Genomic DNA, 22,989 nt, shown 5'->3' on the forward strand with positions numbered 1-22,989 from the left:
TTACTCAGCCCCCCTTCTTGCCCTCGTCAAGAACATTCCCGTCCGGTCCCAGCGCCGGCAAGCCGCGCGCCAGCCGCACAGTGTTGCGCGCATCCAGCCCCAGTCGCAGCACCGGACGCGAAGGATCGCGCAGATCGACGACCTTGATGTCACGACCCAGCATGTCTTCGCTGCGATTCAGGGTCATGGCCGCCTCGAGGGCGATCACCGCACCCTCGGCCGGCAGCATGATCCGTTGGTCATAATCCAGAACCAGATCCCAGCGCCGTTCCCCTTGCCGGACCAGACCGCGAACACGGGGCAGGATCGGGCCCGCGGCATCCAACAGCGCCAAAGCCTCTTGCGTGACCAGGTCGGCGCCCTCGCCCGCAATCAGGGGCAAATCGGGGCGGACATCACGTGCGGTCACACTGGCGACGCGGTGACCATTTTCATCCAGGATCTCGATGCCGCGCCGGTGCCGCCACAGCAAGGCCGGTTCTCGTTCGGTCACGACAGCCGAAAGAATGCCGCCGGGCTTGATCCGCAGATCAATGCTTTCGATCGCGTCAAGCTGCATCACCTGCAATCGCAACGCCGGCAGATCGATATCAAAGCTCGAGGCGGGAAGATCGACCGGCAGCATCGCCCGCAATGCCTTGTCGACAACCGGGCTTGCGCCTTCGACTGTCATCATGCGGACCTGAAATTCCTCGCGGCTTTGAACCTTGTCGATCACCCCCGAAATGCCGTCGTTCAGCGCGGCGCGGCGATCTTCATTTGCCAGCCAGACCCCCGCGGTCATCGCCACCAGAAAGGCCGGCACGCCGACCCGGACGATCCGGCGATAAAGTGGCTTCAGCCACATTCGCTCCAACCGGTATTTCAACCGCGACGGGGCCGGATCACGCCGAATGCGCGGCGGTTGGGCGGCGTCAACTTCGGGGCGACGGGGCGGGCGGTGATCGATCACGACTGGCACAGCGCATCCTCCACCATCCAGCGCATCAATGCCGGAAAGTCCAGCCCCGCATGCGCCGCCTGCTCGGGCGCCAAAGATGTCGGCGTCATGCCCGGCTGGGTATTCACCTCAAGCAGAATCAACCCGGCAAGGCCGCGACTTTCATCCCAGCGGAAATCTGTGCGCGACAGACCCTTGCAGCCAAGCGCATCATGCGCGCGCACCGCATAATCCAGACAAGCATCCCTGATGTCATCGGGCACTTGCGCGGGAATGACATGCCGGGATCCACCCACGGTGTATTTCGCGTCATAATCATACCAGCCATCCGTCAGGATTTCGGTGACTCCAAGCGCGCGCGCCCCCAGAACGGCGGTGGTCAGTTCGCGCCCCGGTGCGAATGTTTCAACCATCACCCTGTCCGGCATCGAATCGGACAGTTGGGGCGGCTGATTCGCACCGTCATGAACGATATAGACCCCGACAGACGAACCTTCGTCATTGGGTTTCACCACATAGGGCGGCGCAAGGACATGCCGGCGCGACACCTCGGCGGCATCGGCAATCACGCTTTCGACCACGGGCAGACCGGCATCGCGAAACGCCTGCTTGGCGACGGTCTTGTCCATCGCCATTGCCGAGGCCAGCACCCCGGAATGGGTATAAGGCAGCCCCAGCCATTCAAGGATACCCTGAACGCAGCCATCCTCGCCCCAGCGACCATGAAGCGCATTGAAGACCACATCGGGACGCAACGCCGAAAGGCGTGCGACGAAATCTTCGCCGCGATCCGCCCCGAGTTCAATCTCGGTTACCTGATAGCCCGCCACCCGCAGCGCATTCGCGCATTCACGCCCCGATGACAGCGACACCTCGCGCTCGGCAGAGGGACCACCCATCAGAACTGCAACGGTGTGGGCTGTCCTGCTCGACCTGCCCGCCACTTTTGTGCCTTTCGCGCCCGGCTTGCCCGGACCTTTCATCTGTCGCGCGACCGGGTTGTTCCCGGCTCTGCGCCCTGTGTCGCAAAGATACCCGTAAAGCGCAGATCACAAAAGAACAATTTTCGCCGCTGACGCGATTTATGGGTCAGGGAACCCGGCATGGTGCCTGTCAACTGTCACCGATGCGGATGACTTCCCATTGCAACAGATGACCGCTGCTTTCCTGCACGCGTTTTCTGACCAGCTCGCCCAAAGCCTCGAGATCGGCGGCAGTGGCATTATCGGCGTTCAGCAGGAAGTTCGGATGTTTTTCAGACATCTGGGCACCACCCAGCCGATGACCACGCAGGCCCGCACCATCGATCAGCGACCAGGCTTTCATGTCATGCGTATCATCGGCGCGCCCGGTCGAACTGAAACCCGCAGGGTTGCGGAAGGTCGATCCTGCGCTGCGATCCCTGGTCGGCTGGGTCGCATCGCGCTTGGCCAATTGCTGAGCCATGCGTGCATGCAGATCCTCTGGCTCGGCCCTCGTGGCGCGAAAGGTCGCCCCGGTCAGCACCCAACCATCAGCCAGGCTCGAATGGCGATACCCGAATTCCAGGTCCTCTGGTGTCAGTGTGACCGTATTGCCCTGGCGCGTGACGGCCTGTGCAGACACGAGGTGATCGGCGACATAGGAACCGTAGCAGCCGGCATTCATGCGGACCGCGCCGCCGATACTGCCGGGAATCGTGCGCAGGAAGGTCAGGTCCAGCCCGGCATCCGCCGCCCGTCTTGCGACATGGGCATCCAGCGCGGCGGCGCCCGCCGTCACGGTATCGCCTTCGATCGCAATCGCATTGAACCCCCGTCCCAGGCGAATCACGACACCCCGGATTCCGCCATCACGCACGATCAGGTTGCTGCCGACCCCCATGGGAAACACCGGAACCGCCGGATCCAGCCCCGACAGGAAATCGCCAAGATCCTGTGGATCCGCGGGTTGAAACAACCAATCGGCCGGACCCCCGACCCGCAACCAGGTCAGGCTGTCCAGCGGACGATTCTCGGTCAACGCTCCACGAGGAGCAGGAAGCTGTTCTGTCATGAAGTTCAGGTATCCAGCCCGCCAACCGGCGTCAATATACACGGGTGGCCAGTCACGTCCCGATCATTCCCGGATCATTCCAGCGGCGCAATGCCGCCATCCTGCCGCTGTTGCCGTGGCGGTCGCAACAACAGCGCCAGCCCCAGCGCGAACCCCGCCGCGCCCGCCATCGGGCCCCAGTTCAGCGTCACAAGACCCAGAACCGGCACACCAAACGCGATCAACCCCCAGAACACCCGCAGGTCGCCAACCTCGCCCCGCCGCGGCAAGGCGATCGCCAGGATCAACCACGCGCAGGACATGCCCAAGGCTATGATCTGGACCGAGGTCACGCCGCCTTCCCTTGCAAGCGCGCCGGCAACCCGTTCGCCCAGGCCGAAATCGTGCCCGCCCCCAGGCACACGACCATATCGCCGGGACGCGCCTGTTCACGGACCAGCCGTTCCAGATCGTCCTCGGACAGGATCGCGCGTGCATGGCGATGCCCATGGGCGATCAGCCCGGCAACAAGATCATCGCGCCCGGCCCCGGCAATCGGATCCTCACCCGCCGCATACACATCAGAAATCGCAACGACGTCGGCTTCATTGAAACAGGTGCAGAAATCATCGAACAAAGATGCCAGGCGCGAAAAGCGGTGCGGCTGATGCACCGCGATGACCCGGCCCTCGGTGGCCTGACGCGCGGCCTTCAACACGGCGGCGATTTCCACCGGGTGATGGCCATAATCGTCGATGATGGTCACGCCACCGACCTCTCCGACGCGGGTGAAACGCCGCCCCACCCCGCCGAACTTGGCCAGCGCATCGCGAATTTCTGCCTTTTTCATGCCCAGATGACGCGCTACGGCCACCGCCGCCAGACAATTCGACACGTTGTGATCGCCCGGCATCGGCAGGGTGCAACCCTCGATCACCTCGACATTTTCGGCATCGCTTTCACCCTGCAGCGCCACGTCGAAATGCGCGATCCCCTTGGCATAATGCAGATTGATGGCGCGCACATCGGCCTGCGCGTTGAACCCAAAGGTTACGACGCGGCGATCGGTCAGCTTGCCGACCAGTGCCTGAACTTCCGGGTGGTCGGTGCAGCAGACGGCCAGCCCGTAAAACGGCACGCCCGAGGCAAAGTTGTAAAAACCCTGACGCAGCGCATCAAAACTGCCCCAATGTTCCATATGCTCGGGGTCGATATTCGTGATGATCGCGATATCAGCGGGCAAGCGGTTGAAGCTGCCGTCGGATTCATCGGCCTCGACAACCATCCATTCGCCCTCGCCCGCCCTTGCGTTCGAACCATAGGCGTGAATGACGCCGCCATTGATCACGGTCGGATCGATGCCGCCTGCATCCAGCAGCGTGGCAACCATCGTGGTCGTCGTCGTCTTGCCATGCGTTCCGGCAATCGCGATGTTGGATTTCATCCGCATCAGTTCGGCCAGCATTTCAGCGCGGCGCACCACGGGCAGGCCACGACGGCGGGCCTCTTCCAATTCGGGGTTGCCCTTCTTGATCGCGGTCGAGATCACGACAACACCGGCGGCCCCGATATTTTCCTGGCTTTGACCTTCGAAAATGGTAGCCCCCAGTTCGGCCAGCCGATCCGTGATCTTGGAACGCTTCAGGTCGCTGCCCTGCACTTGATAGCCAAGGGTCAGCAGCACCTCGGCAATCCCCGACATGCCGATACCACCGATGCCGACGAAATGGATCGGCCCCAGTTCATGGGGCAGTTTGGTCGCGGCATTCATTTCGCTATCTCCGTGACTAATTCATAAAGGCGCCGGGCCGCATCGGGCCGGCCAAGTGCCAACGCCGCCTGGGCCATCGCCCTGGCCTGCGCCGGTTGTTCCAGGATCGCGCGGATGTCGCGCGTCATCCGTTCCGGGTCAAGCCCTGCTTCCGGATAGATTTGCGCCGCCCCCGCCGATTCCAGCGCGCGGGCATTGGCGGTCTGATGATCCCCTGTCGCGGCCGCAAAGGGAATCAGCATCGCTGGACGTCCGACCACACAGATATCGGCGATCGAAGACGCCCCAGACCTGCTGATGACCAATTGCGCACGGGCAAGCCGATCGGGAACATCGGTAAAGAATGGCTCGACCTCGGCCCGCACCCCGGCCTGTTGATAGGCCCGGATCACGCGCTCGCCATCTTCGGCCCGCGCCTGGTGGCTGACATGCAGCCTTGCCCGCAACGTATCAGGTAGGCCCGCAATCGCCGCCGGGATCACATCCGACAACACCCGCGCCCCCTGGCTGCCACCGATCACCAGCAGATGTACATCACCATCGCCCGCCGCCTGATAGGGCGCAGAAGCATGCCCCAGAACGGCATTGCGCACCGGGTTGCCGGTGTGGACGCCTTCGACACCGGCGGGCAATTCGGTCGGCCAGGTCCCACAGGCCACACGATGCACCCGTCGCGCGAACAGGCGATTGACCCGCCCCATCACGCCGTTCTGCTCATGAATCATGCGCGGCAAACCCATGCTCAGCGCGGCCGCCATTGCGGGAATTGTCGGATAGCCGCCAAAGCCGATCACGACGGCGGGGCGATCCTTGCGAAACTCGGCGCGCGCAGCCAACACGCCAGCCGCGATCTTGAATGGCGCGCCTAGCTTTCCAGCGACACCGCCCCGTGCGGTCGTGGCCGATTTGACAATGCTGCGCTCGACCTGATCGGGAAAACCGCCCGCATAGCGCGCGCCCCGGTCATCGGTCGAAAGCCGGACCCGCCAGCCTTCTGCCAACAGCAGTTCTGCCAGCGACTGCGCAGGAAACATATGTCCACCGGTCCCCCCGGCAGCAATCAATGCAAGTCGCTTGGCCATCAACGTCTCCGCCGCAGAATTTCAGCCATCTCGCCCTGAGGGCGGGTGCGCGTCAGTGCCAGCAACATCCCCAACGCAATTCCGGATGCAATCACCGACGACCCCCCATAGCTGACGAAAGGCAGGGTCATGCCCTTGGCGGGCAGCAGGCGCACCGCAACGCCCATGTTGATCAGGGCCTGCACCCCAAAGGCGCAGGCAAGACCGGTTCCGGCAATGCGCACGAACGGATCGCGTTCCTTCAACAACCGCAGCAAAGAGCGGACAACGATGGTGCAGTAAAGCGTGATGATCGCCAGGACCATGATCAGGCCATATTCCTCGGCGGCGACGGCGATGATGAAATCGGTATGCGCGTCAGGCAACGACCACTTCACCGTACCCTCGCCGACACCTACGCCAAAGAACCCGCCTTCCTGAATCGCGTTCGTTGCATATCCGATCTGGGTGCGCGGATCGATGTCAGGGGACAGAAAACCGTTGATGCGGCGTGCAAAATGCTCGGATGCGCCATAGGCAAAGAACCCGCCGGCAATGGCCAGTCCGGCAACGCCCAGCAGCAAGATCATCGGCGCTCCGGCCACGAAATACATCACAAGCCAGGAAAACAGCACCAAAGAGGCCTGGCCGAAATCGGGTTGCAAGGCCAGCAGCATGACGATGACGACCAGGGCAAAGAACGAATAGATCTTGCCGGGCGGTCCCCCGACCTCCTGGCTGGCTGCCATGAACCACGCACAAAGCGCGACAAAACCGGGCTTGAGAAATTCGGATGGCTGCAAGGACACGAACCCAAGGCTAAGCCAGCGCGTCGCGCCCTTGCCGAAATCCGTGCCTATGAACGGCAATGCAACGATCAGGGCAAAAGACAGCAGAAAGCCCAGCACACCGATCCGGCGAATCTGTCGCGGAGACAGCATCGAAATGACCAGCATCACGCACAGCGCCATACCGCCGAACACGGCCTGACGTTGGACATAATAAAAACGCGGCAGATTGTTTTTTTCTGCCAAGGGCACCGACGCCGCCAAGCCCAGAAGCAAGCCGATCGTGAACAGCCCCAGCACACAGGCCAGCGACCATTTATCAAGTGTTCGCCACCAACGTGGAAGAATCGGGTCACCCGCCCGCACGGGCGTGGTGCCAAAGACCATCTCGGTCATGGGGATACCGCCGTCACTGCCTCTGCTCTGTCCGGTTTTCCGGATCTGGCACTTAGGATAGCGCGATTTTCACCATCGCGCCACCGTCTATTCAGGCCTGAACACACAAGGCCGTGGGCATCATTGCCTATCAGCCCAAAGTCGCCAGCGCGGGAAAGGTTTCCAGCAGCCAATAGGAAAAGGTCGAAAACGCGCCCGTCACCAGCATCAGGCCGACCACGACAAGCAACACCCCCATCACTCGCTCGATCGTCTTGAGATATGGCTTGATCCGATTCATCAGCCCGACGGCTCGCTTGATGAAAATCGCGGCCAGCAAAAACGGAATCCCGAGGCCAAGCGCATAGACCGCCAGCAACGCCGTGCCCCGCGACATTTCCCCACCTGCCGCCGCCAAGGACAGGATCATGCCAAGCTGCGGGCCGATGCAGGGGGTCCATCCAAAGGCAAAGGCAAGCCCAAGCACATATGCGCCAACGGCACCCCCGCCCTGTTGCCCCGCTTCGAGCCGGGCCTCTTGGTCAAGAAACGGAATGCGGAATATGTGCAGGAAATGCAGCCCCATGACCATGACCACCACCCCGGCAGCCTTGGACAAAAGATCCTGATATTGCAGAAATGCGCGCCCGAACGCCGAGGCGGCAAATCCCATGATCAGGAACACCGTGGACAGCCCCATCACGAAGAAGATGGCCGGCAGAACGGCGCTGCGCTCGCCCGTTTTCAGGCCATTCACCCCGACACCGGTCATATAGGCCAGGTAAGGCGGCACGATCGGCAACACACAGGGCGAAAGAAACGACAGGACCCCCGCGAGCATCGCGATAAAGGCGGCGGGCAGAAAAGCGGCGGTGGCGAGTTCGATTCCAAACATGTCGCGCAGATTACCCGTTATCCCGTCAGGCAACAGAGGGCATTTCGTCACGCTTGCGTGGGTGGCAAAGAAAAACGGGCGCAGCCTTTGCCACGCCCGTTCCGTTCAATCAGTTGCCCCGGGCTCAGCGGCCTGCCGACCACCAGCCACGGCGCTTGGGCTTGGCTTCGGGTGCCTTGGCCGCCGCGGGCTCGGCCATGTCATTGGCGCTTTCCCGAACCACCGGTTCGGGCGTTGGCTCGGGCGCCGGTTCCAAGGTTGCAACATCTGCAGGTTCGGCGGTCTCGGCAACAACAGCTTCTTCCTGGCCGGAGGCAGATTGCGACGGTGCCGGATCAATGGTTCCGGTTTCCACCGCATCGCGCGCGGCAGCATCCTGCCCGGCCTCAACCTGATCAACCGGTGCTTTCAGCGGGCCATCCTCGACCTTCTCCGCCGCTTTGTCAGAGGCAGCGTTGTCGTAACCTTGATTCACCCCCGGCAATGCCTCAGCCGCGCTGTCATCCGCCTGATCGCGCAGATCCACCACCTCGGGCAAAGGTGCGGGTTGCGGATTCGCCTTGGGCTTGCGGCTGCGACTGCGGCTGCGGGATTTTGCCTTGGGTGTTTCCGATGACTGCTCCTCGGACTTCACCTCGGCAGAGCCATCCTTAGGGGACGGGTCATTCGTGTCCTCAGCACCCTCGGGTCGGTCATCTTGCGCAGCGTCTTTGCCGTCGTCGGAGGCCAAGGCCCCGTCAGCGTCGTTCACGTCACCGTCATTCGCGTTCACGGCCTCGGAATGATCATCACTGCGATCGCCCGATTTCCGGCGGCGGCGGCGACGGCGGCTGCGGCGGCTGCGGCCGTTTTCGCCACTGTCATCCTCGGCGCTTTCGGCACGGCTTTCAGCGACGTTATCCTTGTCCTCTTCGGATTCGGGCAGATCATCTTCATCGTCGATCTGAGCCATAAGCTCTGCATCGACCGACAAGGCCGCCTGCGAGGCTTCGGGAACGAAACGGGTCGCCGTCTTGAATTTCTCAATCACGAAATCGGGCGATACCAATGCCGGATCGGCCTCGACCCGAACAGCCATGCCATATCGCTGTTCGACACCGGCGATATGTTCGCGCTTGGCGTTGATCAGGAAATTGCTCACAGCGACCGGTGCCTTGACCAGAACTTCGCGCGAGCGTTTGCGCGTGCCCTCTTCCTCGATCGCACGCAGGATGGTCAGCGCAAGGCTGTCATCGCTGCGGATCAGGCCGGTCCCGTGGCAATGCGGACAGGGCTGGGTCGTGCTTTCCAGCATGCCGGGGCGCAGACGCTGGCGCGACATCTCCATCAGGCCAAAGCCCGAAATGCGACCCACCTGAATACGCGCGCGGTCCGATTTCAGCCGGTCCTTCATGCGCTTTTCAACGGCGGTGTTGTTCTTGCGCTCTTCCATGTCGATGAAATCGATCACGATCAGACCGGCCAAATCGCGCAGGCGCAACTGACGGGCCACCTCGTCGGCAGCCTCGAGATTGGTCTTGAGCGCGGTGTCCTCGATCGAGCCTTCCTTCGTCGCCCGCCCCGAGTTCACGTCGATGGCGACCAGCGCCTCGGTCACGCCGATGACGATGTAGCCCCCCGATTTCAGCTGCACGACCGGGTTGAACATGCCTCCCAGATAGCTTTCCACCTGATAACGGGCAAAAAGCGGCATCTGATCGCCATAATGCTTCACGTTCTTGGCATGGGACGGCATGATCATCTTCATGAAGTCCTTGGCCGTGCGATAGCCCCGCTCGCCCTCGACCAACACCTCGTCGATCTCTTTGGAATACAGATCGCGAATGGTCCGCTTGATCAGATCGCCTTCTTCGTAAATCGCGGCAGGCGCCACGGATTTGAAGGTCAGGTCGCGGATCTGTTCCCACAAACGCAGCAGATATTCATAATCGCGACGGATCTCGGTCCGGGTGCGCTGGCTGCCCGCAGTGCGAATGATCAGCCCTGCCCCCTTGGGCACATCCAGTTCCGAGGCAATATCCTTCAGCTTCTTGCGATCCGAGGCGTTGGTGATCTTGCGGCTGATGCCGCCGCCACGGGCAGTGTTGGGCATCAACACACAATAGCGACCGGCCAGTGACAAATAGGTCGTCAGCGCGGCGCCCTTGTTGCCGCGCTCTTCCTTGACCACCTGCACCAGCATGATCTGGCGGACCTTGATGACCTCCTGGATCTTGTAGCGACGCGGCCGCGGCTTTCTGGGCGCGCGGATTTCCTCGGTCACATCCTCGTCGGCGACGGATTCGATGGAATCGTCTTTCGCTTCGCCATCATCGGATGTGTTGGCGTCGTCACCGGAATCATCACCCGCATCGCCCTGATCCTGCGTGACAACAGGAACAGCGTCACTCGTCGGCTGTTCCGCCGCGCCATCAGCATCCTGCGATTGCACGGGATCACCCGCAGATGCCGCGTCATCCGCCCCCTCGGGAAGAGCCACCTCGGCCGACACGGTTTCATCCTTGCCCTCTGCCTTCGCGGGCCGGCTGCGGCGCGATTTCTTCGGCCGCGCCGCTTCCTCGGCCTCGAGGGCCTCGGCATAGGCGCGTTCTTCCGCCATCAGGGCTTCGCGATCCGCGGCGGGGATCTGGTAATAATCGGGATGTATTTCGGCAAAGGCCAGAAAGCCGTGGCGATTGCCGCCGTAATCCACGAATGCGGCCTGCAATGACGGTTCGACCCGCGTTACCTTGGCAAGGTATATATTGCCTGAAATCTGGCGCCTGTTTACCGTCTCGAAATCAAATTCTTCGACTTTTGTTCCGTCGACCACAACCACCCGAGTTTCCTCGGGATGGGTGGCATCGATCAGCATTTTTTTTGCCATTGTTTTTTCTTTCACGCGGCATCCTGCCCGGCGGCGCCAACTGGCCCGCATGACGAATACTGCTGGATGATTGGGACGCGGAAACGGCAATGGGTCTGCAGATCAGTCCGGCACGGCCTCTGGCCTGCCCTCTGGGATCTTGTCCGTCCACTGCACGCGTCATCGCGTCTGTTCCTTACGAAGGCCCGTCGGTCGAAGACTGACCGGGCCACTGTCTGACATCGCCCCGATCGCGACCAAGCACGTCCTGAGGCGGGTTTTCCGCGTGGCACATCGTCTGCCGATCTGGCTGAAACCAGAGGTGCCGCGCTGCGAAACTGATGGCGCAGGGCAACCCCAAGTTGAGGGCGCAATACGCGTCCTATCAACATAGAGGCGGTAGCGGGGAAATTTCAATGCCAAAACCGCGCCAACCCCATTCCCGTGCCGCTTTCCTGATGGCCCGGCACCGTCCCCGGCCTTCCAGAACCTGACGTTACGGCAGCCGCCGGGAATGACGCGGCGCGGCAAACGACCGCGCAACAACTGTCTGACTTTTGTTCGCAAGCCCATGAAAGCACGGAATTTGCGGATAGTTCGCACCTGCAGCAACAGCCTTCACGCAGCCTTAACAGTTCTTTCACGCCTCTGTCGCAACATCGGCATATTCCATCGCCCGAAAGTGGCTGTTCAGGAGGTCCGGAATGCCGGTCGTCAAGGTCAATGCCCATCACCAGCCGTCACAGCGGCTATGGCAGACCGCCGACAAGCTGTCCGAAGGCGCGCCCATCATCGTGATGGTCCACGGATATCGCTATTCACCTTCGGAGCCAGCCCATGACCCACACCGCCACATTCTGTCCCTCGATCCCGATCGGCGTTGCCGCCGATCCACCTCTTGGCCGCGCGCCTTGGGCTTTGGAACCGGTGACCCGATGCAAGGCCTTGCGCTGGCATATGGATGGGAAGCCCGCGGCAGCCTGGGCCGCGCGTATCGCCGCGCAGGCGAGGCAGGCAAGACGTTGGCGGGGATCGTTTCCCGGCTGGCGGATCAGACCCGGCGCCCGATCGCGATCATCGGCCACTCGCTGGGGGCGCGCGTCGCGCTTCAGGCAATGAATGATGCCGATCCCGGAAGCATCGGCCGCATCATCCTGCTTACGGGCGCCGAGTTTCGTGACAGCGCCGCGCTGGCGCTGACGTCGGATGCGGGCCGTCGGGCCGAGATTATCAACATCACCTCGCGTGAAAACGACCTGTTCGATTTTGCACTGGAACAATGGCTGGCCCGGGGTCGGCGGCAGGCATTGGGCTTTGGCCTCGACAAGCCCGCACGAAATTGGGTCGATGTGCAGATCGACCACGGCGAAACCCTGTCTGCGCTGGAAGAAATGGGGTTCCCGACGGAACGCAGGCCATTGCGCTTGTCGCATTGGACGCCCTATTTGCGCCGCGGATTGTTCGAATTCTATCGTACGGCCTTGTGCCAGCCCTGGGCGCTGCCCTTGGCTGCGCTGCATACGCGCCTGCCGGGACGTATCGAACCCCGCTGGTCACGCCTGCTGGCCGCCCCCTCCACGCTGGAAGCAATGCGCACCTGACATCAGCCCTGCCCTGACATCAGCCCTGCTTGTCGCTGTCACCGTCCTGAAGCGCATGCGCCTTGAACAAGCCTGCATTGGCGATCAGGAATGCAAACAACATCAGCGGCAGACCAAAGGTCTTGAAATAGACCCATGTGTTTTCCGACATCGTGCGCCAGACAAGTTCATTCGCGACCGCAAGCGCCAGAAACAGAATGACCATGCGCAGGGTCAGCTTGCGCCACCCGTCTGCATCCATCGGCAACGCCTCTGACAACACCACCTGCAACCAGTTCCTGCCAGTCAGCAGGCTAAAGCCCAGCAAGGCAGCAAACAGCATGTAAATCATGGTCGGCTTCATCTTGAAGAACCGCGGATCGTTCAGCCAGACTGAAAGCCCTCCGAACACCACAACCAGAACGAGCGTGGCGATCTGCATGGGCGCCAGCTTTCCGGTCAGGCGCCACTGGACCAACGTCGCGATGGCCAATGCCGGAATGAAAACCAGTGTCGCGAATATGAACGCGCTGTAATCCTGCCCCCAGAGGGTGACGGTGTCACCGCGTTTGAGCACAAAGACCAGAAAGAACAGAAGAACAGGCCCCAGTTCCAAGGCCGGTTTCACCCAGGGTTTCTGATCTTTCATCTGCCGTATGCCTTTCCGTTCAGGTCGATCAGCCCGATATATATGTATGCAGGGGCTGAATGACAAAGCCTCGCGCTCAGTCCAGCGGTATCGCCGCCAGAATCGGACCGGGCAATTCGGTATCCCCCAGTTCCTGCTGGATCAAAAGGGCGTGCCGGGTATCGGGTGGATATTGTTCGCCGCTGGTGTCATCGGGCCGGACCGTCATGCGCAACGGCTGTTCCCCTGTCCAGTTGGCCAGTTCGTCCAACCCAAGCACCACATTCACATAGGTAATCGTGCGACCGCGGTTTTCCCCTGACGTCACCTGCACCTGCCGTTCCGGCGCAAAGCGCACCAGCAGGACATCGACAGGTCCGCCCAGCTCTGACAAGGGCATCAGTTCGATCGTCTCGCCATCTGCGGTACTTTCCCGCTGGACGCTCAGCATTGCGGGGGCGATGCGATGCGATTCGATCAGGTTCATGACCTGCGCCGGGCCAGGGGCAACCGCGGTATCGCGCCCGTCAATGATCAGTTGCGGCGTATACAGGGCCCGTTCGCCCGATGCGCGCGCGTAACCTTCCTGCCGCTGCGTGAATTCCGGCTGAGCAAAGCTGTCGGTCCAGCCCAGATAGTCCCAGTAATCGACATGAAACGACAACGGCAGGATGCCGGGCTGATCCGACATCCGCGCAATCATCGCATCTGCGGGGGGACAGGACGAACATCCCTGCGAGGTAAACAGCTCGACGACCACGGGCATTGCAGCGATCGGCATACGATCCATCGGCGGAGCGGACCCCGACGAGGCGAACCCGTTGAATGACGCCCCGCCCCCGGTGGCGAAATTCATGGCATCCGGCGACATGCGCCCCGGATCATCGGGCGCGGAAATCACGGGCGCCCCATCACCTTGCTGCGCCTGCAATGCCGAAGGAACCCAGGGAATCGCCAATGACAATGCAACCATAGCCCCACGGCACAAGTTATGTGTCCGAGCGATAACGCCGTTGCTGCCAAAACTGATCTTGCGCCGAATGAACATACCAACTTGCATAGCTGCACCAGGCGCACCTGAACAAATCAACGCTTTGTTAGCCGATGCGTGAACACACCACCGTGCTTCCTGAGCAACAGGATCGTGAACGGTATACCATTGCATACACTCCTGTTGGCAGTATGCTTGCGCTAGGTGGCGCCATAGGGCAATGCTTGGACGAAGCATGCCAGACCCATCCAGTTTTCAGACAGGGAGGCCCAGATGCCCATCCAAACCGGAACCGACACCGCCAAGACCCGCCGCTCTCTTGAGGTTGGCGGACAGAAAATCGATTACTATTCAATCGCCGCCGCCACCGAGGCGGGCCTGGGCGATTTCTCCAGACTGCCCGCCGCGCTGCGGGTGGTTCTGGAAAACATGCTGCGCTTTGAAGATGGTGGCCGCACCGTCAGCACTGAAGACATCAGCGCCTTTGCCCAGTGGGCGGAAAAAGGCGGCAAGAACCCGCGCGAGATCGCCTATCGCCCCGCGCGCGTCCTGATGCAGGATTTCACAGGCGTTCCCGCCGTGGTCGACCTTGCCGCGATGCGCGACGGCATCAAGGCGCTTGGCGGCGACGCACAGAAAATCAATCCGCTGAACCCCGTCGATCTGGTCATCGACCATTCCGTGATGATCGACGAATTCGGGACGCCACGGGCGTTTCAATTCAATGTCGAACGCGAATATGAACGCAATATCGAACGGTATCAGTTCCTGAAATGGGGTCAGAAGGCATTTCGGAATTTCCGCGTGGTTCCGCCCGGAACCGGAATCTGCCATCAGGTCAACCTTGAATATCTGGCCCAGACGGTCTGGACCGATCAGGATCAGGATGGCAAGGAAGTCGCCTATCCCGATACACTGGTCGGCACCGACAGCCACACCACCATGGTCAACGGCCTTGCCGTTCTGGGTTGGGGGGTCGGCGGCATCGAGGCCGAGGCCGCAATGCTGGGCCAGCCGATCTCGATGCTGATCCCGGAAGTGGTCGGCTTCAAGATCACCGGCGCACTGACCGAGGGCGTCACGGCCACCGACCTTGTGCTGAAGGTCGTGCAAATGCTGCGTGAACACGGCGTTGTCGGAAAGTTCGTCGAATTCTATGGCGACGGTCTGGACCATATGCCGCTGGCCGATCGCGCGACCATCGCCAATATGGCCCCCGAATACGGCGCGACATGCGGCTTTTTCCCCGTCGATGACGAAACCCTGCGCTACCTGCGCCAAACCGGGCGCGACGAAGATCGTATTGCTCTGGTCGAAGCCTATGCCAAGGAAAACGGGTTCTGGCGCGGCGCAGATTACGCCCCGGTCTACAGCTCGACCCTGGAACTGGATCAGGCCGATGTCGTTCCCGCGATTTCAGGCCCCAAACGCCCGCAAGACCACGTTGCTCTGACCGATTCCGCATTCGAGTTCCGCAAATATATCGCCGGCACCCGCAAACTGGCCGAACCGACCCGAAACGGAACCCGCGCCTGGAGCTCGGAGGGGGGGTCGCCCGCGCCCAACGAATTGCCCGGTCATCACGAAGGGTACAAATCCGGCAGTGTCGACGGCGAAGATTACAAACTGCATGACGGATCGATCGTCATCGCCTCGATCACGTCCTGCACCAATACGTCGAATCCCTATGTGCTGATGGCGGCCGGATTGGTTGCCCGCAAGGCCCGGGCGCTTGGCCTCAACCGCAAACCCTGGGTCAAGACATCGCTGGCACCGGGTTCACAGGTGGTCGAGGAATATCTGAAGGCCGCCAACCTACAGGAAGATCTTGACGCGCTTGGCTTTAACCTTGTCGGCTTTGGCTGCACAACCTGCATCGGCAATTCCGGCCCCTTGCAACCCGAGATCTCGAAATCGGTCAATGACAATGACCTTGTTGCCGTTTCGGTCCTCTCGGGCAATCGGAACTTCGAAGGCCGCATCTCGCCCGATGTGCGGGCCAATTACCTGGCCTCGCCGCCGCTGGTTGTCGCCTATGCGATTGCCGGGGACATGAATATCGACCTGACCAACGAGCCACTGGGCTTCGACCCCGACGGCAACCCGGTCTATCTGAAAGACATCTGGCCCAGTTCGACAGAGATCGCGGAACTGGTCGATACCGTTGTCACGCGCGAGATGTTCCGCACGAAATACGCCGATGTCTTCAAGGGTGACGAGCGCTGGCGCGCGGTCGAGGTCACCGACAGCGAAACCTATGACTGGCCTGCCAGTTCGACCTATATCCAGAACCCGCCCTATTTCCGCGGCATGACCAAGGAGCCGGGAACGATCGAGAATCTCGACGGTGCGCGCATCATGGCGTTGCTGGGCGACATGATCACGACCGACCATATCTCGCCCGCCGGCTCGTTCAAGCCGACCACGCCTGCCGGGCAATACCTGACCGAGCGTCAGGTTTCTCCGCGCGATTTCAACAGTTACGGGTCGCGGCGCGGCAATCACGAAGTGATGATGCGCGGGACATTCGCCAATATCCGCATCCGAAACGAGATGCTGGACAGCGTCGAAGGTGGGTATACCAAAGGGCCCGATGGCCAACAGGCCGCCATCTATGACGCGGCGATGGCCTATGCCGAACAGGACACGCCATTGGTTGTAATCGGTGGCGTTGAATACGGCGCCGGCTCGTCACGGGACTGGGCCGCGAAAGGCACCAACCTGCTGGGCGTCAAGGCGGTGATCGCCGAATCGTTTGAACGGATCCATCGCTCGAACCTGGTTGGCATGGGCGTCATTCCCTTCGAGTTCACCGAGGGCGACAACCGCAAGACCCTGAACCTGACCGGCGACGAGGTGATCTCGATCGACGGGCTGGAAGGCGATCTTGCGCCATTGGCGATGGTCCCCTGCACGATCAAATATGTGGATGGCACTGAAAAGCAGATCACCCTGCGCGCCCGCGTCGATACCGAGGTCGAGATCGAATATCTGCGCAATGGCGGCGTGTTGCACTATGTGCTGCGCAATCTGGCTGCCTCCTGATCAATCCGCCTCAGCAAAGAAAACCCCCGGTCATGCCGGGGGTTTTTTCGTTTTCGCGATGGGGTGGATCTAACCGCCGATGGCGATCCCCTCACGCCGGGGGTCGGCCCCACCCTGCAGCCCGTCAGGCGTGATCGCGATTCCGTGCAGGCCGGAATTAAGGTCGCGTTCATTCACCTCGAACCCGATATCGGTCAGCGGCTGGGACAGCTCGGTCGACTTGCTGCCGGCCTCAATATCCATCGTGCCAAAGCGGTTCACGATATTTGGCAGGGCAACGGCTTGCTGGATGTCCATCCCCCAATCGAGATGCGCGACGATCGCCTTGGCGACGTACCCGATGATGCGACTGCCACCCGGTGACCCGATGACCAGAACCGGCTTGTCATCCTTCATCACGATGCTGGGCGCCATGGACGACCGCGGACGTTTGCCCGGCTCGAGCCGGTTTGCAATCGGATAGCCGGCATCGTCATGCGTCGTGAACGAGAAATCGGTCAATTCATTGTTCAACAGAAAACCCTGCGTGAACAGGCGCGACCCGAAACCGTTTTCAATGGTGGTGGTCATTGACAGCGCGTTCCCATCCGCATCCACGATCGAGATATGTGAGGTCGATGGAAATTCGATGGCGTTGTCCAAACCCCAGTTCATCGCGTGTGACCAGCCCGGTGATCCTGCACTGACCTCGGGCAAGGCGTCGTCGCCGACCAGCAGGCCGGCCCGCTCGGCCAGATAGGTCGAATCGACCAACCCGCTGGTCGGCACGGGCACGAAATCGCTGTCGGCCATATAGCGGCCACGGTCCGCAAAGGCCAATCTGGACGCATCCCCGATCAACCGCCAGCTTTCGGGATTATCGGCGCCAAGCTGTGCAAGATCATAATTGCCAAGCATGCCCAGAATTTGACCAACGGTCAGCGCGCCCGATGACGGCGGCCCCATGCCACAGATATCATGATCGCGATACTGCGCGCAGACGGCCGGGCGCTCGATCACGCGATAGCGGGCCAGATCCTCGGTGGACAGCAATCCGGGATTGCCCTGCGCATTGCGCACTGTCTCGACGACACCCTCGGCGATGGCACCCTTGTAGAACGCATCGCTGCCCTCGTCCGCCAGCCGCCGCAGGACATCGCCATAGGCTTCGTTCACGATTGTATCCCCGGCTGCAATCGCGGTGCCGCCGGGAAAGAAATACTCCTTGGTGGCAGGAAAACGGCCCAATCGCTCGGCATCATCGGCGACAGCACCGGCAAGGCGCGGCGATACGGAAAACCCGTCCTGCGCCAGCTTGATCGCCGGCGCGAACAGCGCGGTCCAGTTGGTTTTGCCCCAACGACGATGCGCTGCTTCGAGCAGGGCCGGCGTGCCGGGGGTGCCAACGGAACGACCACCGACCACGGCATCATAGAATTCCAAAGGCTCGCCGTTCTCGTCCTGAAAATATGTCGGCGTCGCGGCCATTGGCGCGGTCTCGCGTGCGTCCAACGTGGTCAGCTTGCCGCTTGCCGCATCATACCAGACAAGAAAGGCGCCCCCGCCCAACCCCGAGCTTTGGGGTTCGACAAGGCCAAGAACGGTCTGAACGGCAATCATCGCATCCGCAGCGCTGCCGCCCTGCCGCAAGACATCTGCACCGGCCTGAACCGCCAGCGGATTTGCCGCCGTCACCATCCAGTTATCGGCACTGACCGGTTTTCCCTGTGCCTTGCTGTCCAGCGCTGCCTGTCCGGCCTCGCCCAGCCCGGCAAACGCCGAAGCTTCGGCCTGTTCACTGCTGCCTTCAGGCGCAATGGCATCCGTCGCCTGCTGTGCGACCGCCGGCACCGACCAGACGGTGCCCATCAGCAGCGCCGTGACAAGGTTGAAACGTGTCATGGCAAACCCTCCCCTCAACTTTGGATGGAGGCAGTTTGATCCCGGTCCACCTTGGGTGCAAGTCAGGTTTTCATTCCTGTTCGGCCAGCGCCTTTTCCAGCTCGGGCAGGAAACGATGGGTATAGTCTTCGCGCACCATCGGACCAGCGAAACGAAACAGAACCTTGCCCTCACCGTCGATGATAAAGGTTTCAGGCGGAGCCGTGACCCCCCATTCGATCGCCGTCCGTCCCTTGGGATCCGTGGCAATGGCATGGAAAGGATCGCCATCCTGTTCCAGGAACGCCAGCGCATTGCCTTCGGGATCCTTGAGGTCGACACCATAGACAGGCAACTGACGCGACAACTCGGTCAGGGTCGGATGTTCGGCGCGGCATGGCGGACACCAGCTTGCCCAGAAATTCACAAGCTTGACGCCGGGTTCACGCAGCATTGCATCGGTCAGCTGTGTCTTGCCGTCCAGCGTGGTTCCGGGCACCACCGGTGCCGGGCGCCCCACCATTGTCGAAGGCAGGGCATCAGGATCATCGCGCCCCATCCCCCACAGGAACAACGCCCCGAGCGATGCGAAAATCATCGGTGGCAGCACAACAAGCGGCGAGATTCTAGCCATTCTTTTCCTGCTTTTCCAAAGCCTTTCTGGCGCGCGCATTGGCGGCGACGCTTTGCCAGATCAGGCCGATCAACAGCACGGCCGAGACGCCATAGGCCGCCAGAACCGTGCCTGCGTATTTTCCCAGATCAATCATGCGCGCGCCTCTTTGGCCTGCAATGCGATAAGACGCCGCCTGCGGATTTCCGTTCGCGTCCGGATCAGCACCAGCGCCACGAACAACAACAAGAACCCCAGCATCGAAAGATACAGCGGATAGCGATAGACCGCGCTCATCCGTTCACCGGGCGCCACCGAAAGCGAGGCACCCTGATGCAGACCCTGGTTCCAGAACAGCACCGCATAGCGGCTGAGCAACGCGAAAACCGAACCCACAAGGCACAAGACCCCGGTCAGATCGGCCGCGCTGTCTGCATCGTCAATCGCCGACCACAGCGCGATATAACCGACATAGAACAGAAACAGGATCAGGAAACTGGTCAGGCGCGGGTCCCATTCCCACCATGATCCCCACATCGGTTGCCCCCAGATGGCCCCGGTGGCCAGTGCGATCAGGGTCATGATCGCGCCCACCGGCGCTGCCGCCTTGGCGGCCAGCGCACTCACATGGTGGCGCCGTACCAGCCAGATCAGCGACGCGACCAGCATCATCACCCAGATATTGATCGCCATCATCGCGGCCGGCACATGCAGAAAGACGATCTTGACCGTCGAGCCCTGCTTGTAATCCTGGGGTGTCAGGAACCCCCACAGCACACCGCCAATGGTGCACAGGCCCGCACCCGCAACCACCCATGGCAGGATCGCGCCACTGCTGCGCATGAATTTGACGGGGTTTGCATATTTCCAGATCGACATGTCGTATCCCCTACCGCCCCCTGTTGCACGGCTCAAGTCACATCAGCGCAGGTTGACGCGCAATGCCGCCGCCGCGGCAAAAGGGACCAGCGCGACGACCGCCGCGCTTATCCCGGCAAGAAACAGCATCGGCGTGATCGGGTCGCCCCCCTCCATGCCCCGCCTGACGATCTCGGTTCCGAAAATCAAGGTCGGAATGTAAAGCGGCAGCACCAAGAGCGACAGCAACAATCCGCCCCGCCGCAACCCAACCGTGATCGCCGCCCCGAATGCGCCAAGAACCGACAGGGCCGGCGTTCCGACAAGCAGCGATATAATCAACCAGGGAACCGCCTTGCCCGGCAGGTGCAGCAGCAACCCGAATACCGGCGCCGCGACGATCAACGGCAAGCTGGTCGTCAGCCAATGCGCCAACGCCTTTACGGCCACGCCCCCCTCCAACGGCAATGGTGCCGTCGCCAGCAGATCGAGGCTGCCATCTTCGTGATCGAGCGCAAAGATACGGTCCAGCGACAGCAGGCACGCCAACAGGGCACCGACCCACAGGATTCCGGGGGCAATCGGGCGCAACGCCTCGGTCTGCGGACCGACGCCAAACGGCACAAGGGCACAGAGAATCAGGAAAAATGCGACGCCCAGCCCAAAGCCCCCGCCCGCCCGCGTGGCCAGAACCAGATCGCGTTTCAACAGGGCAAGCATGCTGTCCCCTTCATGCCCGGCACGCCACAGGTCACGGCCGCCCGACTCATGCGAAAGCCTCGTTGAACCCTGCGGGCGCGGACATCTGGCCGGGCTGAGCGCGGAACGGTTCCAAGTCGAGGGTTTCGGCCTCGGACAACCCGAGATCGATATGCGTGGCCATGATCGCCGCACCGCCCGCCACCAGATGATCGCGCACGACCTTGGCGAACAGCGCGACCGAGTGCGCGTCCAGTGACACGGTTGGCTCGTCCAGCATCCAGATGCTGCGGCCCGTCACCAGCAAACGCGCAAGGCCCAGACGCCGCTTCTGACCGGCAGACAAGGACGCCGCCGGACGATCGGCCAATGACAACAGATCCATCGCCGCAAGCGCCGGCCCAACCGCGCCGCCACCAAAAATGCTGGACCAGAATTTCAGATTCTCGGCAGCGGTCAAGGCGGGCTTCAGCCCGTCTGCATGTGCCGCATAGGCCACCGCATCCTCGGCATGTTCCATCATGCCACCAACAGAAGGCTGCAACCCTGCCAGGGTGCGCAAAAGACTGGTCTTGCCGATCCCGTTGGGGCCGCGCAGGATCAGCGCAGTCCCGGCATCAAGCGTGAAAGACACATTCTCGACCACCCGCATCCCGCCACGGGCGACGGCCAGATCGCGAACCCGCAGCAGCGTCACAGCGGCACAAGGGCGCACGCAACGCGGCGGCCCTCGGACAGTGTTACGTTATAGGTTCGTGCGGCGGTCGGCGACGCCATGGCCTCGACCATCACGCCGACATGATCCAGCGCCTCGACCAGTTCCCTTGGCGGGTGGGCGATGGTTTCACCCATCCCCAGGAAAAGCACATCCACCTTTCCCGCCAGGGCCAGCAACGCATCCGAATCCGGCAAGCCACCCCAAGGCATCGCACCTTCGGCGGTCACCAGCACCGAGCCATGGAAAACCTTTCCGCCCACGCGAAAAAAGCCCGGTCCATAGCCGTCAACCGCCGTTGCGCCGCCGAAATCGGTGGGGTTCATCGCCATTACGGAGCCTCGGCACCCGAAAACGGCGAGCCGTCTTCCTTGGGGTCCTTTTTGGACCAGTCGCGCTTGACGCCCAACCAAAGCACCACATTCTTGGCCACGTAGACCGATGAATAGGTCCCGATGAGAATGCCGAAGGTGATGGCAAACACAAAGCTGCGGATCACGTCTCCACCCAGCACCAGCAGGGCAATCAGCGCAACCAGGGTCGTGCCCGACGTCATCAGGGTCCGCGACAGGGTTTCATTCACCGTCAGGTTCATGAGGTCGCGCAGCGCCCGCTTCTTGTATTTCATCAGGTTTTCACGCAGGCGGTCAAAGACAACCACCGTGTCATTGATCGAATAGCCGACGATGGTCAGCAGGGCTGCGATGGTGGTCAGGTCGAACTTGATCTGGAACAGGCTGAAGATACCCATCGTGATCAACACATCATGCACCAGCGACACGATCGCCCCGATCGCGAACTGCCATTCAAAGCGCAGCCAGATATAGATCGAGATCGCGACCAGCGACGCAAGCACGGCATAAATCGCCGTCTGGATCAGCTCGCCTGACACTTTGGGGCCGACCGATTCGACCGAAGGAAAGGTGATCGAAGGGTCGACTTCTTGCAGTGCGGCCTCGACGGCATTGATGGTCTCGGGCGTGACCGATTCCACGTTATCCTGAGCGCTGATCCGAACCTGCGCGACGTGTTGATCGTCGCGAAAGGTGGGATCGAACACCTCAGAGATCGCGACATCGCCCAGATCCAGCGTCTGCAAGGCATCACGATAGGCGCCGACATCAACAGCCTGCGTCGATTCGGTGCGGATGGTCGTGCCGCCCCGGAAATCGATGCCGAAATTCAGACCGAACATCAGCAGGAACACAACCGACAACACCGACAGCAAGGCCGAGAATCCGAAGGTCACGAATTGCCAGCGGAAGAAATCGATCTTGGTTTCAGCAGGAACCAGTTTCAAACGAAATGCCAT

At 61.5% G+C, this 22,989-nt stretch carries 21 protein-coding genes; 2 read left to right on the top strand and 19 right to left on the bottom strand.

Annotation, left to right across the window (positions count from 1 at the left end):
* Nucleotides 1-4: 4 nt before the first annotated feature.
* The 9 genes from PAF17_RS08395 to PAF17_RS08435 form a co-directional block, all read right to left on the bottom strand.
* Nucleotides 5-961 carry a cell division protein FtsQ/DivIB gene (locus PAF17_RS08395; protein WP_271888650.1) on the bottom strand — a complete coding sequence of 319 codons (957 nt, stop codon included), beginning with the start codon at nt 959-961 and terminating at the stop codon, nt 5-7.
* Complete coding sequence (locus PAF17_RS08400) at nt 949-1,839, bottom strand: D-alanine--D-alanine ligase (protein WP_271888651.1); 891 nt, start codon at nt 1,837-1,839, stop codon at nt 949-951. Before PAF17_RS08400 ends, PAF17_RS08395 begins: the two co-directional genes overlap by 13 nt.
* 214 nt (nt 1,840-2,053) lie before the next feature.
* On the bottom strand, nt 2,054-2,974 hold the full coding sequence (murB, locus tag PAF17_RS08405) for a UDP-N-acetylmuramate dehydrogenase (protein ID WP_271888652.1): 921 nt from the start codon (nt 2,972-2,974) through the stop codon (nt 2,054-2,056).
* A gap of 74 nt (nt 2,975-3,048) precedes the next feature.
* On the bottom strand, nt 3,049-3,306 hold the full coding sequence (locus PAF17_RS08410) for a DUF2484 family protein (RefSeq protein ID WP_271888653.1): 258 nt from the start codon (nt 3,304-3,306) through the stop codon (nt 3,049-3,051).
* Complete coding sequence (gene murC, locus PAF17_RS08415; RefSeq protein ID WP_271888654.1) at nt 3,303-4,724, bottom strand: UDP-N-acetylmuramate--L-alanine ligase; 1,422 nt, start codon at nt 4,722-4,724, stop codon at nt 3,303-3,305. Before murC ends, PAF17_RS08410 begins: the two co-directional genes overlap by 4 nt.
* Nucleotides 4,721-5,806, bottom strand: a complete 1,086-nt coding sequence (locus PAF17_RS08420) for a UDP-N-acetylglucosamine--N-acetylmuramyl-(pentapeptide) pyrophosphoryl-undecaprenol N-acetylglucosamine transferase (RefSeq protein ID WP_271888655.1) — start codon at nt 5,804-5,806, stop codon at nt 4,721-4,723. The genes murC and PAF17_RS08420 overlap by 4 nt, the downstream gene beginning before the upstream one ends.
* On the bottom strand, nt 5,806-6,969 hold the full coding sequence (ftsW, locus tag PAF17_RS08425; protein WP_271888656.1) for a putative lipid II flippase FtsW: 1,164 nt from the start codon (nt 6,967-6,969) through the stop codon (nt 5,806-5,808). The genes PAF17_RS08420 and ftsW overlap by 1 nt, the downstream gene beginning before the upstream one ends.
* Nucleotides 6,970-7,099: 130 nt before the next feature.
* Nucleotides 7,100-7,843, bottom strand: coding sequence for a cytochrome c biogenesis CcdA family protein (locus tag PAF17_RS08430; RefSeq protein WP_271888657.1), 744 nt, complete (start codon nt 7,841-7,843; stop codon nt 7,100-7,102).
* A 124-nt stretch (nt 7,844-7,967) separates the two neighbouring features.
* Nucleotides 7,968-10,709 carry an Rne/Rng family ribonuclease gene (locus tag PAF17_RS08435; protein ID WP_271888658.1) on the bottom strand — a complete coding sequence of 914 codons (2,742 nt, stop codon included), beginning with the start codon at nt 10,707-10,709 and terminating at the stop codon, nt 7,968-7,970.
* 683 nt (nt 10,710-11,392) lie between these two features.
* Here PAF17_RS08435 and PAF17_RS08440 point away from each other — a divergent pair.
* Nucleotides 11,393-12,289: a DUF726 domain-containing protein gene (locus PAF17_RS08440; protein WP_271888659.1), complete on the top strand. Its 897-nt coding sequence runs from the start codon at nt 11,393-11,395 to the stop codon at nt 12,287-12,289.
* Nucleotides 12,290-12,308: 19 nt separating this feature from the next.
* Here PAF17_RS08440 and PAF17_RS08445 read toward each other — a convergent pair whose 3' ends face one another.
* Nucleotides 12,309-12,917, bottom strand: a complete 609-nt coding sequence (locus PAF17_RS08445) for an inner membrane-spanning protein YciB (protein WP_271888660.1) — start codon at nt 12,915-12,917, stop codon at nt 12,309-12,311.
* Between the two features lie 76 nt (nt 12,918-12,993).
* Complete coding sequence (locus PAF17_RS08450; RefSeq protein ID WP_271888661.1) at nt 12,994-13,854, bottom strand: DUF1223 domain-containing protein; 861 nt, start codon at nt 13,852-13,854, stop codon at nt 12,994-12,996.
* 306 nt (nt 13,855-14,160) lie between these two features.
* Between PAF17_RS08450 and acnA the strand changes: the two genes are divergently transcribed.
* A complete protein-coding gene (acnA, locus tag PAF17_RS08455) occupies nt 14,161-16,932 on the top strand; it encodes an aconitate hydratase AcnA (protein ID WP_271888662.1) in 2,772 nt (923 codons plus the stop codon).
* Nucleotides 16,933-17,001: 69 nt separating this feature from the next.
* Here acnA and ggt read toward each other — a convergent pair whose 3' ends face one another.
* The 8 genes from ggt to secF form a co-directional block, all read right to left on the bottom strand.
* Complete coding sequence (gene ggt, locus PAF17_RS08460) at nt 17,002-18,813, bottom strand: gamma-glutamyltransferase (protein WP_271888663.1); 1,812 nt, start codon at nt 18,811-18,813, stop codon at nt 17,002-17,004.
* Nucleotides 18,814-18,883: 70 nt separating this feature from the next.
* Nucleotides 18,884-19,426 carry a DsbE family thiol:disulfide interchange protein gene (locus PAF17_RS08465; protein ID WP_271888664.1) on the bottom strand — a complete coding sequence of 181 codons (543 nt, stop codon included), beginning with the start codon at nt 19,424-19,426 and terminating at the stop codon, nt 18,884-18,886.
* Nucleotides 19,419-19,562, bottom strand: coding sequence for a heme exporter protein CcmD (ccmD, locus tag PAF17_RS08470; protein ID WP_271888665.1), 144 nt, complete (start codon nt 19,560-19,562; stop codon nt 19,419-19,421). The genes PAF17_RS08465 and ccmD overlap by 8 nt, the downstream gene beginning before the upstream one ends.
* Complete coding sequence (gene ccmC / locus PAF17_RS08475; protein ID WP_271888666.1) at nt 19,559-20,284, bottom strand: heme ABC transporter permease CcmC; 726 nt, start codon at nt 20,282-20,284, stop codon at nt 19,559-19,561. Before ccmC ends, ccmD begins: the two co-directional genes overlap by 4 nt.
* 42 nt (nt 20,285-20,326) lie before the next feature.
* Nucleotides 20,327-20,983, bottom strand: coding sequence for a heme exporter protein CcmB (gene ccmB, locus PAF17_RS08480; protein WP_271888667.1), 657 nt, complete (start codon nt 20,981-20,983; stop codon nt 20,327-20,329).
* A 46-nt stretch (nt 20,984-21,029) separates the two neighbouring features.
* Nucleotides 21,030-21,659 carry a heme ABC exporter ATP-binding protein CcmA gene (gene ccmA / locus PAF17_RS08485; RefSeq protein WP_271888668.1) on the bottom strand — a complete coding sequence of 210 codons (630 nt, stop codon included), beginning with the start codon at nt 21,657-21,659 and terminating at the stop codon, nt 21,030-21,032.
* Nucleotides 21,656-22,009 carry an Mth938-like domain-containing protein gene (locus PAF17_RS08490; protein ID WP_271888669.1) on the bottom strand — a complete coding sequence of 118 codons (354 nt, stop codon included), beginning with the start codon at nt 22,007-22,009 and terminating at the stop codon, nt 21,656-21,658. The genes ccmA and PAF17_RS08490 overlap by 4 nt, the downstream gene beginning before the upstream one ends.
* On the bottom strand, nt 22,009-22,989 hold the full coding sequence (gene secF, locus PAF17_RS08495) for a protein translocase subunit SecF (RefSeq protein ID WP_271888670.1): 981 nt from the start codon (nt 22,987-22,989) through the stop codon (nt 22,009-22,011). Before secF ends, PAF17_RS08490 begins: the two co-directional genes overlap by 1 nt.

Origin of the sequence: Paracoccus onchidii (genome assembly GCF_028294535.1) — a bacterium.
GTDB classification, from domain to species: domain Bacteria; phylum Pseudomonadota; class Alphaproteobacteria; order Rhodobacterales; family Rhodobacteraceae; genus Paracoccus; species Paracoccus onchidii.